Here is a 13,115-nt window from a genome sequence, read left to right as displayed (position 1 = left end):
GTGTCGGTTAAATGTCTAAATGTCTCAGATCTCAAATGCCTCAGGTGGAGTTGGCACGGCTGCGGGACTGGGCTATCAGTACCTGGTCGCCGTCGAGGATGTCCTTGACCACATGGCGAAACATCCTGCCGAGGATTTCGTTTTGGAGAGTGAAGACCACGTTTCCGACGTTGTTGACTACTCAATCACTGATCCAGACGGCATCAGGCTGCTCTCCGTCCAAGCAAAGTCTTCTGTGGACGGCCCACAAGGAAAACGTATGGGTGTACCCGAGATTGCCGGAATCCTTCTGCAACTGATCGAACACGATTCACAGCGTTATCTCATCCGAACGAACAGGCGTCTCACGACAGCAGGCGAGGCATTACGTTCCGCTCTTGTGTCGCTCGATCCGTCGACAGCGACGTCACCCGGCGTAATCGAGATCATCGGTCCGCATCTCTCCCCGGGGTGGCTCACAGAAGCCATCGACGCGGGCATAAACGTTTCCCGCCTTGCACGGTGCGTTGTTCTGTGTGAACCCGTTGATCTCGACGTTCTCCGTTCCCAGATCGAGGGAAAGGCACAACACCAGCGCAGACTTCGCGGTGATGGCACGGGTCGCCACACAGCGGAGGTGTTGGTGGGATACCTGACTTCGCAAATCCTGCACCTGTCCAGCCGCCGGAAGGGTCGCCGTCTCGACCGCGCCGGGTTAGAGCGGTTGTTGGGCGTGCCGAACCTCGTCCTAGCGGGTGCCGCAGGAGAGATCGATTGGGGAGTTCCCCTTGGCCCGGTCCCCGTAACGCGGACAATTGGCAGAACCGAGGCACTTGCGGGCATCACCAAGACGTTCAGTGGCCCGCCCGTTGGAGCCGTGCGAAGGGTCGCCCTTACGGGGCTGTCAGGCATCGGCAAATCGACAGTAGCGAGGCTGTATTTGGATACTGCGCGCCACTACTACGACCGGATCCTGTGGATTGATGCACATAGTACGGAGGCGATCCGTGAGGCGGTCTCGGCTTGCGTCGGAATCGACGCCAGGGATGCCTCGACGGATATCGTTGCTGAACAATTCAAGTTCACGATCTCGAGAGTACCTGCGACGTGGCTGCTCGTTTTCGACAACGCACCTGACGACCGGACGGTTGCTCCGTGGCTCCCCGTTGTCGGAGCGATCGACCTGCTCGCGACCTCGACCAACTCGGCAGGCTGGGGGCAGTGGCACCGTAACCGGCTCCACCCCATGACAGACCCGCAGGCGATCGCCCTCTTGTGCGAACGCCTCGAACTTGCCAGCCTCGATGCCGACGCTGAGAGGGACGCGCTGAGGCTCTGCGGCGCTTTGGGGAATTGGCCGCTGGCCATCGAGCTTGCGTGCGGGTTCCTTGCAGACAGCGGGCGCGGCCTTGAAATGACTGACGCCTACCTGGACCGGCTCAAGGAACACATCATCGACGACGAAACTCTCGTCCCGCCAGATTATCGCTCGCACCCTTCGCTGCTTCAGGCAATCTCTATAGCGCTGGACACGGTCACATCGCGGGATGACCGCCTCCCTTTGCGCGCCATGGCCCTTATAGAGACCCTCGCTTACCTCCCGCCTCGCTCGGCCCCGCTTCAGCTCGCTGGCGGAGTAACCGTTGCGGCAGAATCAATGGCTGGTAGATATCAGCTCGCTGACGAAGAGGACGCAGAACCGGGATCTGAAACTGAGCAACACGTGGAGATCGCGGTCCGACAGTTGTCGATGGCGTCGTTGGTCCATCGCGTCCAAGCCCCCGAAACCGCAGGGGGCGACCTGGTACGTACCAATGACATCGTCCTCGATGTCGTTCGGGGACACCACAGCAACACAGCGCGATTACGGGTCCTCGGACTGCTCCAGCTGGTCCTGAGCGATCAAATCAGGTCCGCAGTCGACACCTATAAATTCAACAATGCTGAGCGGCTTGCCACCTCGGCATTGACGACAATCGATTTCTCCGAACTCTTCAGGGCATACACGCCCGAGGGCATTACCTTGATTGGGAACATGGCAAACATGTTCGCACACCGAGGTGACCCGGAATCGGCGCAGTCCCTCTATCGTCAGGAGCTAGGGACCATGGATCGATTGGACCTAGATGCCCCCGTGCTCCGGGCCATCATTCATTCCAACATCTCGTCAATCCAGATCCAAAACAACGCTCCCATCGGTGAAATCCGCCAAACCATTGATTCCGCCATTTACTATCTGGGCAGGTGCGCCATCGACCTGGGCACCCACCATTCGGTGGCACAAGCCGCCACTCAGGTCTACGAGAACGTCCAGTTACTCGCAGGTTCCGATAGCTGGCTCAGTGTCGAGGTCACGGACCGGTGGATCTCGTTCCTGGTTGACTCGTTCCCCGATGTCAAGGCCGGCTCGGCTTTCCGGGAGTTTCACGATCAATTGAGGTCCCTCGGCAACAACGACTCGGCAACGCTGGGTGGCATCGAGGAACGGTTGCGGGTGGAGACCAGCCCCGCGGTCCATCTCCAACTGCTCTTCCTCCGTGGTGATGCCCTCGCCTCGCTGGAGCGTTACGAAGAATCAATCGACGCGTTCCGTGAGGCGCTCGTACAGGCGGATGCACGTGCCATCGGATTGAGTGCTGGGTGGGTTGAGGTTCTCAACGCATGGCGGACGGCCGCCTTCCGGGTTCTAGAGATGTTCGATATGGAAGCGCTTGAGTTCTGCCGACAGATGGATTCGCTCGTTGATGCTTTGCGGCCCCACCAGACGGACGATTCCGTGACGCTGGAGTTGTGCGGGGTTGTGACCCGTGTGCTGGATCATGACCTCGAAGAGAGTTCTGCCCGGGTTGAAGCCCTGGCTGGGCAGGCGATAGCGCCCACCCACCTGGCTCCTCATCCCGAAGGTTCGCTTTTGGCTATCGCCGCGTGCCAGCGGATCGTTCGTCTCCGGCAGTCAGCCTCCGGAGCTCCCATTGTTCCGCTCCGTGCGTGGGGTCTTGGTGGTGTTTGGACTGCCCAAGGGCCGCAGCGAAGAGTCTTTGCAGCGATGGACAGCTCCCATGTCGAACACATGCCCCCCTCTGGCTTAGCAGGTCGGTGGGTGTGTGATGAGAATGGAGCGGGGCTCCTCATTGGCGGGGAATCCCCGGTGCTTGCCTGGTCACCAATGAGGGAAACCTGGTGGATGGAGTGGGAGGACGCCAACAGCGTTCCTGCAACAGTGCGTCTTCGGGAGGTGATCGTCTCGCCAGGGTTCGCAGCTGACCGAAGGAACGTGCTAGTGGGTTCCGCATACGAGGGATCAGATCAACACATCATCGACCCGGACGGACCCATAATCGAGATCGCAATCTTTGGCTGAGGAAGACCATCTGAAGGTGGAAGCGGGCTCCGGCCGGGTGCTCCCGGCTGGTAGCCCGCTTAGCGCAGGTCCAGGAACAGGTATTGTCCGCGGCCGATCAGTTCGAATCCCCGGGCCGCGCACAGTTCGGCGCCTCCCGGTGCAGCGTTAATGGCCAGCCGGTCGGCGCCGGCAGCGGCCGCCACTGCAGCCGCGCGGCTCAGCAGGGCCGTACCGTAGCCGCTGCGCCGGCTGGAAGGTCCAACGGACAAACCGAAAATTCCGGCCAGGGATCCTTTACGGGGTTTCCGTGCCGGTGCCGCGGGAATGCCGGGCCTGCCGGTGATTGGATCCGGTGTGTTGGACGGCTGGTCGGCGGCGGTTGGATCGTACACCCAGGCACGGCCCGTCAGCTTCCCGTCACCCCGTGTGGTCAGGTGCCAGGCGGTGCGCGGGTGGGTACGGCCGGCAGCAAGCTCGTCGGCGTCGGGCCCGGTGACCTCAGGAGGATCCGGGTCCAGGGCCGCCGCGGCCGCGCTGTACTGCTGCGGCGCAGACACCGGGGCGCTCATCCACAGCGGCTGCGGACCCCTGCGGAAACCGAACGCCTCCAAAGGAGCGTAGCTTGCCGCGTTGTTCATCCATACGGAAACGCTTTGGGCACCGAGCCGCATGCCCTCGGCCAGGCCGGGACGAATGCCGGCCGGTGAAATCCGCTGCGGGTACAGCAGCACCAGCTGCCGCCTCGCCGGCAGCCACGCCCAGTCCGACTCATGGGTGGAGAAGGTACGGCCGCGGGTGACGCCGGCGAGGTTCCTCAGCCAGTCCTGATGCAGCTCCTGGCAGGCGGCAATGGTGACCATGGCGGATCAGGCCAGGCCGCGGCGGTGCAGCAGCGGCTCAATGGCTGCTTCCCGGCCCCTGAAGTTCCGGAAGGACTGCAGCGGATCAATGCTGTTGCCCCGGGCGAGCAGTTCGCGGCGGAACCGGTCCCCGTTCTCCCGTGTCAGTCCGCCGTTTTCCTTGAACCACTCCACGGTGTCAGCGTCCAGCACTTCGCTCCAGATGTACGCGTAGTAGGAGGCCGCGTAGCCGCCGGCGAAAATGTGTTTGAAGTAGCCGGACCGGTAACGCGGGGGCACCAAATCCAGGGCGACGCCGGCACGTTCCAAGGCCTCAGCCTCGAACGCTTCGGGGTCCTGCACTGTTTCTCCCGGCGCCAGCTCGTGCCAGGCAAGATCAAGCAGCGTGGCGCCCAGGTACTCCGTGGTGCCGAAGCCTTCACCCCAGGTGGAGGCTGCCTCGATCCGGTCGATGGCGTCCTGGGGGAGCGGCTCACCGGTGGCGTAATGCTTGGCAAAGTTCGCCACGACCTCGGGCCACAGCATCCACATCTCGTTTACCTGGGAGGGATACTCCACGAAGTCACGGGGAACGGCGGTGCCGGAGAACTGCGGGTAGGTGACATCCGAGAAGAGGCCGTGCAGGGCGTGGCCAAATTCGTGGAAAGCTGTCACCACTTCGTCGAAGGAGAGCAGGGTTGGCTCTCCGGCGGCCGGCTTGGCGATGTTGAGGTTGTTGATGACCACGGAGGCGGTTCCCAGCAGCGAGGACTGGTGCACGAGCGAGTTCATCCACGCACCGCCGGCCTTGGTGTCACGGGTGTAATAGTCACCCAGGAACAATCCCAGCCCTGAACCGTCCTCGTTTTTGACTTCCCAGACCCGGACGTCCGGGTGGTAGCCGGCCAGGTCCGGGCGTTCGGTGAAGGTCACGCCGTACAGACGGTTGGCAGCGTAGAAAACGCCGTCCTTCAGGACCCGTTCCAGCTCGAAGTAGGGGCGCAGCGCCGCGCGGTCCACACTGAACTTTTCGCGCCGCACCTGCTCGGAGTAGTAGGACCAGTCCCAGGCCTGCAGGTCCTCGACGCCGTCCCGGGCCGCAGCCTCGCGCAGCAGTTCCGCCTCGGCCTGTGCATTGCGGACCGCGGGCGGGGCCAGCTTCCCGAGCATTGCGTGGATGGCCTCCAGGGACGGAGCCGTCTGGTTGTCGGTGGCGAACTCGGCGTGGTTTGCGAATCCCAGGAGCTCAGCCCGCTCGGCACGCAGCGCCGCCATTTCGGCGGCAATCCCCAGCGTATTCTCGCTGTTGTTCCGGAAACCGCGGTTCAGGGAAGCCTCGAGGAGGCGCCGGCGGGTGTCCCGGTTGGTGAGGGAAGCCAGCGCCGGTTGCGAGGTCGGCAGAACCAGGGATAGCAGGTACTTTTCCTTGCTTGCCCCGGCCCAGCCTGCCTCAGCGGCGGCCGCTGCCGCTGAGGCGATATCGTCGTCGGACAAGCCGTCCAGTTCAGCAGCGTCAGTCACCAGCAGCGCCGATTCGTTGGTGTCCTTCAGCAGTTTCTGCGCATATTCGGTGCCCAGCACTGACAGCCGGGCATTCAGCTTTCGCATGCGCGCCTGTCCTTCGTCGTCGAGCTGGGCTCCGGCGCGGATGAAGCTGCGGCGGTACTCGGACACCAAACGGGCGGATTCCTCGTCCAATCCGTCGGTGGAGACGGCGCTGATCCGTTCGAAGAGGGCCTTGTTGAGATAGATGCTGTCCTCGTGCTCAGCCAGCTGCGGCCCGACCTCCTGCTGGATCGCCTGGATTTGCTCGGTTGCATCCGCCGCCGCGAACGTGAAGAAGACGTAGGCAGTGCGGGCCAGCGTCTGACCGGCGCGCTCCATTGCCGCGATGGTGTTCTCAAAATCCGGGGTGTCGCTGTTTGCCGCTATGGCGTCGATTTCCATGAGGTTTTCGTCGAAGCCTGCCTTGAAGGCGGGGAGGAAATCATCGGGAGTGATCTGCTCAAACGGCGGGAGCTGGTAGGGCAGGGTGCTGGTGTGCAGGAAAGGGTTACTCATAAGCGTCAAGACTCGCACACGCTCAGTGACGCGAACAACAGAAACGCCGTCGTACGCTTGGCGGGACTGCGCGGGGCGGTCTTTGGGCTGAATGTGTCACACGGGGAGCACTTTATGGGTATGCGCAGCATTGGATTTGGGCTGGCCGCCGGGGCAAAGGGCCGAGCAGCTGCCAGGGGCAAAGCCGCTGCTGCACTGCTCCTGCTTGCCGCTGCAGCCGGCTGTGCACCGGCGGCACCGTCTCCGGACACTGACGCACCGGCATCCAATTCCGCGTCGAGTTCCGCACCGGACCCGTCTGCCGCCTCGGCCTCGGCAACTGCCTCCGATCCCGGTTCATCCGGAACAGCTGCCGGCGCCGTTCCTACTCCCACCCCCGGACTGGGGGAGGAGTGCGCGGCGGTGCGGTGCTTCTCGATGATGGTGGCCGGAGATTTGCTGGTGCATCCGCAGCTCTGGACCCAGGCCGGCGCCGACGCCGCGGCCTCCGGGAAGGTGCCGCTTGACTTTACACCGCTGCTCGAAGGCAAGCGGGCCTACCTGGACTCGGCGGATCTGGGTATCTGCCACATGGAAACACCCGTCGCGGAAGCGGACGGTCCCTACACCGGGTATCCGCTGTTCAATGTTCCGCCGCAGATCCTGACTGCGGCCAGGGACGTGGGCTATGACGCCTGCACCACCGCCAGCAACCACACCGTGGACGCCGGAACCGCCGGACTCAACCGGACCCTCGGCGTACTGGACTCGCTGGGCCTGCCGCACACCGGCTCGTATGCCTCGGAGGCGGACGCTGCGAAGCCCTTCATCCTGCAAACTCCCGCCGCCAAGGTTTCCGTTGTGGAGGCCACCTACGGATTGAACGGGATGACCGCGGACTTTGACTGGCAGGTGGACCTGCTGGATCCTGCGGTGATGATCGCCAAAGCCAAGGCCGCCCGGGCCGCCGGTGCCGACGTCGTGGTGGGAGCGGTGCACGCCGGGGACGAATACGCCTCCGTTCCCAATGCGCAGCAGGTGGAGGTGGCCCATGCCCTGGCTGACAGCGGAGAGTTCGATTTCATTTACGGCCATCACAGCCACTCCGTGCTGCCGATCGAAAACTACAACGGAACCTGGATCGCCTACGGCCTGGGCAACTCCGTCACCGAGCTGTCGCCCTGGTATGACGTCAACAATGAGGGTTTGATCCTGCGCGCCCAGTTCGGACAGGACGACGACGGCGCCTGGTCCGTCACTGACCTGGCGTGGGCTCCGTCCGTGATCGTCCGGGACCCCTACCGCTGGTGCTCCGTCGCCGCCGACCTGCCCCAGGGGGCCTGCGCAACACCCGAACACCAGGCCGCGGTGAGGGCACGGACCATTGGCGTGGTTGAGTCCATGGGTGCTGCCGACGCCGGCGCCCATGAATGGCTGGTATCCACGGATCCGGTGCGCTGACTCCTCCTGGAGGGCAGCAACCCGAAGATCCCTTTCCGAATTCTTCGTGCAGTTGACGGGCCCAAAACCCTATCTCTGGATTTCTTCGTGCAGATAATGCGCCCAAGAGCGCGCCTCCAGACTCCTTCGTGCAGTTGACGGGCCCAAAGGGGCGGAATCCGCTGGTTTGAGCCCGTTATCTGCACGGAGGATTGAGGCAAGCCCCGTTATCTGCACGAAGAATGCGAGCAGCAGATCGGGCTAGGGTTGGCAAGATTGGGGAGGGCTGCCGGCAGGTACGCACCTGCCGGAGGCAGATTCGCCGGGCACTCCGACGGCAGGTAGGCTCCGTGGCATGAACACAACCCGTGAGTACCGCCCGGCCTTCTTCATTATTGGTGCAGCGTTGCTCGGCGTGCTGGCCGTAATCCTGACGCCGGGACTGTTCGAGGATTTCGGGACCGCTAGGCTCGTGGCCGTCCTGGCACTGACTGCAGGTGCAGTGTGTCTGGCGGTCGCAGCCGTGCGGCTCCGGCGCGCCGGCACGGAGTAGAGGAAGTGCGGCGCTGGTTCCAGACTCGGTTCTACCGGGGGCGCTGCGAGGCGTGCTGCCGGGCCAGCTCCGAGAGCTTCGCCAGCTCCGCCAGATCCTTGGCTGACGACGGCCGCGGCTCAAAGGAACCGAACTTGCGGATCACGGCCTGCTGAAGCAGGAAGTCGGCAATGGCAGGGTTCTTGGGCAGCAGGGAGCCGTGCAGGTAGCTGGCCACCACGTTGCGGTAGCGGGCACCCTCCCAATTGTCCTTGGAGTTATTCCCCTCGCCCTTGCGGACCTCGGCCAGCGGACGTACGCCCGAACCCAGGAACGTCTGGCCGGAGTGGTTCTCGTAGCCGTGGATTTCGCCGAATTCCTCGCTCACCGACAGCACATTGCCGATCAGCCGTTCGGTGCCGCCGTGGGTCTCCAGGTCCAGCAGCCCGATGCCCGGAATCACGGTCCCGGTGTGGGTCTTGAAGAAGTTGCCGAAGAGCTGGTAGAGCCCGCAGATGGCGAGCATCGGCAGGTCGTCTTCGGCCATGGCGCGCAGGGTCGGAGCAATTGCCTGCAGGTCGTCCTGGATGACCACCTGCCCGCTGTCCTGTCCGCCGCCGCCCACCAGCAGGTCCACGTCCGCCGGGAAGTCGTCGCCCACGTTGTACTCCAGGACGTTGGCGGTGTAGCCGTGCCACTTCAGGCGCTGCTTGAGGACCAGGACGTTGCCCCAGTCCCCGTAGATGTTCATTTCCCGCGGGTACAGCTGCAGGATGTTGATGGTCCGGTCTTCGCCGGCCGTGGGATTGTGCGCCTCGCTCATGAGACCACCTCTACTGTCGTGATCTTGGAAAGTTCCCGCCGCACGGCCAACATGGCCGTATACGTGCAGAAGATGCGCATGGGCGAGGACCCGGAGGACGCGATGAACTTCTTCAGTGCATCGGTGATGTCCGGATCAATGGCGGCCACCGGCACGTCGTCGTACTTCAGCCGCAGCGCCATGTCATAGGCGCGCACGCCGGTGACCATGTCCACGCCGTTCTCGGCAAGGGTCTCGAAATCCACGTCCCACAGCCAGGACATGTCCCGGCCGTCAGCGTAATTGTCGTTGATGGCGATCATGGTCGAGTAGCCGTGGGCGGCAAAGGACTTCAAGCCCAGCCGGAAACCGCTGGGATTCTTCACGAGCACCAGTTCCAGCGGCTGGCCGTTGACCACCAGCGACTCGCCGCGGCCAAACGCAGGTTCCACGTTGGACAGGGCGGTGAACAGCGCCTCCGAATTGGCCTGCGGGCCGGCGATCACGCGGGCCAGCGCCAGCGCGGCGGCGGCGTTGAAGATGTTGTAGACCCCGCGCAGCTTCAGTCCGGTGGTCACCACCGTGTTGTCCACGCGGAAGTCCGCGTCGGTTTCGGCCACGCGCTCCAGCACGACGTCGGCGGGCAGCACAGCGGCCGCGGCTTCGGCCGAGGAGCCGCGCATCTCGTCGTCGTTCGGGAAGGTGCTGCGCAGGGACTCGTGGAGGCCGAAGTAGCGGACCTCCTGCTTGTCCAGGGAGCCAGCGATGCCGGCCACGCGCGGGTCTTCGCGGTTCAGGACCACGGTGCCGGTGGTGGCCTTGGCAATGGCCTCCAGCAGACGGGTGGTCTTGTCGATCTCACCGAAACGGTCCAGCTGGTCCCGCAGGACGTTCAACAGCAGTGAATAACGCGGCTGGATCAGCTTCACGAAGTGCACGGCATGCGCTTCATCAAGTTCCAGGACGGCGACGTCGGCATCCAGGCGTCCGCGCCAGTCCACCTCGCCGAGCAGGGCCGCGGCGACACCGCGGGTGAAGTTGCTGCCCGTGCGGTTGGTAAAGACCTTCAGGCCCTGGCTTTCGAGCAGCTCCACCACCATTTTGGTGGTGGTGGTTTTGCCGTTGGTGCCGGACACCACCGCAACACCGAGCGGAAGGTCAGCCAGCGTGCGGCGGATGAAATCGGGGTCGATTTTCTCCACCACCAGGCCGGGCAGTGCGGAGCCGCCGCCGCGCAGTTTGGAGGCACTGCGGACCAGCTTGCCTGTCAGGACGGAGAAAGAACTCATGGTTTATGAATATATCGCAAGGAGCTCCGCGGACCTTCTTCCCGTTGCCCTCCGCCGGGGCATTTGAACCGTAGACTGGCCCGATGACAAGCGAAGGTTCCCTGCGGGTGGGTGTGCTGGCGCTGCAGGGCGGGGTCCGCGAGCATGCGGCTGCACTGGCAGCTGCGGGAGCCACTGCGGTTCCGGTTCGTCGTCCCGGGGAACTGGACGGGCTCCACGGGTTGGTGCTGCCCGGCGGCGAGTCCACCACCATCGACAAACTGATGCGGACCTTCGGTGTTTACGGCCCGCTGCAGGAACGGATCCGTAACGGGTTTCCGGTCTACGGCTCCTGCGCGGGAATGATCCTGCTCGCAGACCGCATATCGGATCCGGCCCGCAGCGGAACCGGCGAACCGCAGCAGACTCTGGGCGGGCTGGACATGGACGTGCGCCGCAACGCGTTTGGCCGCCAGCGGGAGTCCTTCGAAACCCTGCTGGATTTCAAGGGCCTGGAACGCCTGCCGTCTGCAAATGGAGCCCTTGCCGTGCCTCCGGTGCACGCTGTTTTTATCCGTGCGCCCTGGGTGGAAAAGACCGGCAATTCCGTCGAGGTCCTGGCCCAGGTTCCGCCGCAGAGGCATGGTCATGCGTCCGCTGAGGAATTCGTCGCTAGAATTGTGGCAGTGCGTTCTGGAAACCTGCTGGCCACCTCGTTCCATCCGGAGGTAACGGGGGAGAGCCGGATCCATGAACTTTTTATCCAGATCATCAGAGGAGAAGCGTAGATGTCGGGCCACTCTAAATGGGCAACCACCAAGCACAAGAAGGCCGTCATTGACGCCAAGCGTGCAAAGTCGTTTGCCAAGCTGATCAAGAACATCGAAGTTGCGGCCCGCGCGGGCGGCGCCGACATGGCCGGCAACCCCGGCCTGGAACTCGCGGTGTCCAAGGCCAAGAAGACCTCTGTGCCCATCGACAACATCAACCGCGCCGTCAAGCGCGGTGCCGGCCTGCTCGGTGAAGCCGTCGATTACCAGACCATCATGTACGAGGGCTACGGCCCGCAGGGCACGGCCCTGCTGATCGAGTGCCTCACGGACAACAAGAACCGTGCGGCCTCCGAGGTGCGCCTGGCCGTGACCCGCAACGGCGGCAACATGGGAGACCCCGGATCGGTGGCCTACATGTTCACCCGCAAGGGCGTTGTCACGCTGCCCAAGAAGGACCTCACCGAGGACGATCTGCTGATGGCCGTGCTGGACGCCGGCGCTGACGAGGTCAAGGAATCCGGCGAGAACTTCGAGATTATCTCCGAAGCCGCGGACCTGCGTGCCGTTGTTGCCGCGCTCGAAGAAGCCGGCATCGAGTACGACACGGACGAGGCGGAGTTCCTGCCCTCCATGCATGTGGAGCTCGACGCAGACAACGCGCGGAAGTTCCTCAAGCTCGTGGACGCCGTGGAGGATCTTGACGACGTACAGAATGTCTACTCCAACGCGGATATCTCCGCCGAGGTCTTTGCCCAGCTCGAAGACGACTGAGCCGTAGGTGAGCCTGCGCGTCCTGGGTGTTGACCCGGGCCTGACCCGGTGCGGGCTGGGCGTGGTCGACGTCGAACGCAACCGCCGCGCCACCCTGGTGGCCGTCGGAGTGGTCGGCACGGAGGCGGGAACCGCCCTGGACGGCAGGCTGCTGGTCATCTCCGACGCCATTGACCTGTGGCTGGACACCCATAAACCGGATGTTCTGGCCGTGGAACGCGTCTTTAGCCAGCTCAATGTCAGCACGGTCATGGGCACCGCCCAGGCCTCCGGCGTCGTTATTGCGGCGGCGGCCCGGCGCGGAATTCCTGTCGCCCTGCACACGCCCACCGAGGTTAAGGCAGCGGTCACGGGGTCCGGTTCGGCCAACAAGGACGCGGTGGGGAAGATGGTCACCAAGATCCTGCGGCTGGACGCCCCGCCCAAGCCCGCCGACGCCGCCGATGCCCTGGCGCTGGCCATCACCCACGCCTGGCGGCGCTCGGTGGCCGGTCCGGGGCAGACGACGGCGGGATCGGCGTCCGGGGCGCGGGCCGTTGTGAGGCCGCCGACCAGCGGGCTGACACCGGCCCAGCGGCTCTGGGCCGAGGCGGAGGCACGTGCCCGGCGCTGAGCACAGCGCGCCGGAACCGGGATCCGCGCCGGCACACAGTAGGCTATTCGTAGATATGTTCTACACAGCCCCTGGAGTTTTGCCATGATCGCATCCCTGCGCGGGACAGTAACGCACGTTGGCCTGCATTCGGCGGTGATCGACGTCAACGGCATGGGCATGCTGGTCCAGGCCACGCCGCAAACGCTGAGCTCACTGCATGTGGGGCGCGAAGCCCTGGTGCAGACCGCCATGATTGTCCGCGAGGACTCCATGACCCTCTACGGTTTCACCGACGCGGACCAGCGCGAAGTCTTCGAAACGCTGCTCAGCGTCAGCGGCGTTGGCCCGCGCATCGCCCTCGCCGTCCTGGCGGTCCACACCCCCGAAGCCATCCGCGTGGCCGCATCCACCGGCGATGACAAGGCCTTCAGCAAGGTCTCCGGCATCGGGCCCAAGGGTGCCCGCCGGATTGTGCTGGAGCTCGCCGACAAGCTTGTGCCGCTGGGAACGGCCGACAGTCCGGCGGCAGCACGCTGGCAGGATCAGGTCCTGGCCGCCATGACCGGGTTGGGCTGGTCGGAGAAGGATGCCAACGCTGCCATCGACGCCGCCGTCGCTGAAGCTCCGGACGTTGCCGCCGGCGGGAACGTGGGCGAAATCCTGAAACTGACGCTCCGCCGGCTGGGCACCGACGGCGCCCGGGCGCGTGCTCCCCGCCAGCAGGTGAGCTGAC

At 64.2% G+C, this 13,115-nt stretch carries 11 protein-coding genes; 7 read left to right on the top strand and 4 right to left on the bottom strand.

Annotated features, from left to right (window positions below; genetic code table 11):
• The first annotated feature begins 19 nt into the window (after nucleotides 1–19).
• Nucleotides 20–3,340, top strand: a complete 3,321-nt coding sequence (locus tag KG104_RS10845) for a hypothetical protein (protein ID WP_207347011.1) — start codon at nucleotides 20–22, stop codon at nucleotides 3,338–3,340.
• Nucleotides 3,341–3,399: 59 nt separating this feature from the next.
• On the opposite strand, the gene KG104_RS10840 is transcribed toward KG104_RS10845, so the two are convergent.
• Together KG104_RS10840 and KG104_RS10835 are read right to left on the bottom strand one after the other, a co-directional pair.
• Nucleotides 3,400–4,182 carry a GNAT family N-acetyltransferase gene (locus KG104_RS10840; RefSeq protein WP_207347010.1) on the bottom strand — a complete coding sequence of 261 codons (783 nt, stop codon included), beginning with the start codon at nucleotides 4,180–4,182 and terminating at the stop codon, nucleotides 3,400–3,402.
• Nucleotides 4,183–4,188: 6 nt separating this feature from the next.
• Nucleotides 4,189–6,222: a M3 family metallopeptidase gene (locus KG104_RS10835; RefSeq protein ID WP_207347009.1), complete on the bottom strand. Its 2,034-nt coding sequence runs from the start codon at nucleotides 6,220–6,222 to the stop codon at nucleotides 4,189–4,191.
• A 120-nt stretch (nucleotides 6,223–6,342) separates the two neighbouring features.
• Here KG104_RS10835 and KG104_RS10830 point away from each other — a divergent pair, with 120 nt between their 5' ends.
• Together KG104_RS10830 and KG104_RS10825 are read left to right on the top strand one after the other, a co-directional pair.
• A complete protein-coding gene (locus KG104_RS10830; RefSeq protein WP_207347008.1) occupies nucleotides 6,343–7,662 on the top strand; it encodes a CapA family protein in 1,320 nt (439 codons plus the stop codon).
• Nucleotides 7,663–7,996: 334 nt separating this feature from the next.
• A complete protein-coding gene (locus KG104_RS10825; protein ID WP_207347007.1) occupies nucleotides 7,997–8,194 on the top strand; it encodes a hypothetical protein in 198 nt (65 codons plus the stop codon).
• Between the two features lie 31 nt (nucleotides 8,195–8,225).
• On the opposite strand, the gene KG104_RS10820 is transcribed toward KG104_RS10825, so the two are convergent.
• Both KG104_RS10820 and KG104_RS10815 read right to left on the bottom strand, forming a co-directional pair.
• Nucleotides 8,226–8,996: a type 1 glutamine amidotransferase gene (locus tag KG104_RS10820; protein WP_207347006.1), complete on the bottom strand. Its 771-nt coding sequence runs from the start codon at nucleotides 8,994–8,996 to the stop codon at nucleotides 8,226–8,228.
• Complete coding sequence (locus KG104_RS10815; RefSeq protein WP_207347005.1) at nucleotides 8,993–10,264, bottom strand: DUF1727 domain-containing protein; 1,272 nt, start codon at nucleotides 10,262–10,264, stop codon at nucleotides 8,993–8,995. The genes KG104_RS10820 and KG104_RS10815 overlap by 4 nt, the downstream gene beginning before the upstream one ends.
• Before the next feature lie 83 nt (nucleotides 10,265–10,347).
• On the opposite strand from KG104_RS10815, the gene pdxT reads away from it, so the two are divergent.
• The 4 genes from pdxT (at nucleotide 10,348) to ruvA (ending at nucleotide 13,114) form a co-directional block, all read left to right on the top strand.
• Nucleotides 10,348–11,031 carry a pyridoxal 5'-phosphate synthase glutaminase subunit PdxT gene (gene pdxT / locus KG104_RS10810; protein ID WP_207347004.1) on the top strand — a complete coding sequence of 228 codons (684 nt, stop codon included), beginning with the start codon at nucleotides 10,348–10,350 and terminating at the stop codon, nucleotides 11,029–11,031.
• The gene (locus KG104_RS10805) at nucleotides 11,032–11,787 is read left to right on the top strand and encodes a YebC/PmpR family DNA-binding transcriptional regulator (RefSeq protein ID WP_104054019.1); all 756 of its coding nucleotides are present in this window, start codon (nucleotides 11,032–11,034) and stop codon (nucleotides 11,785–11,787) included.
• A 7-nt stretch (nucleotides 11,788–11,794) separates the two neighbouring features.
• A complete protein-coding gene (ruvC, locus tag KG104_RS10800) occupies nucleotides 11,795–12,400 on the top strand; it encodes a crossover junction endodeoxyribonuclease RuvC (RefSeq protein ID WP_104054020.1) in 606 nt (201 codons plus the stop codon).
• Between the two features lie 84 nt (nucleotides 12,401–12,484).
• Entirely contained in the window at nucleotides 12,485–13,114 is a 630-nt protein-coding gene (gene ruvA, locus KG104_RS10795) for a Holliday junction branch migration protein RuvA (protein ID WP_104054021.1), read from the top strand.
• The last annotated feature ends 1 nt before the right edge of the window (nucleotide 13,115 follow it).

Origin of the sequence: Arthrobacter sunyaminii (assembly GCF_018866305.1) — a bacterium.
Classification (GTDB): Bacteria; Actinomycetota; Actinomycetes; order Actinomycetales; family Micrococcaceae; genus Arthrobacter_B; species Arthrobacter_B sunyaminii.
The sequence above is the reverse complement of the archived record's forward strand: the minus strand, read 5'-3'. Positions and strand labels throughout refer to the sequence as shown.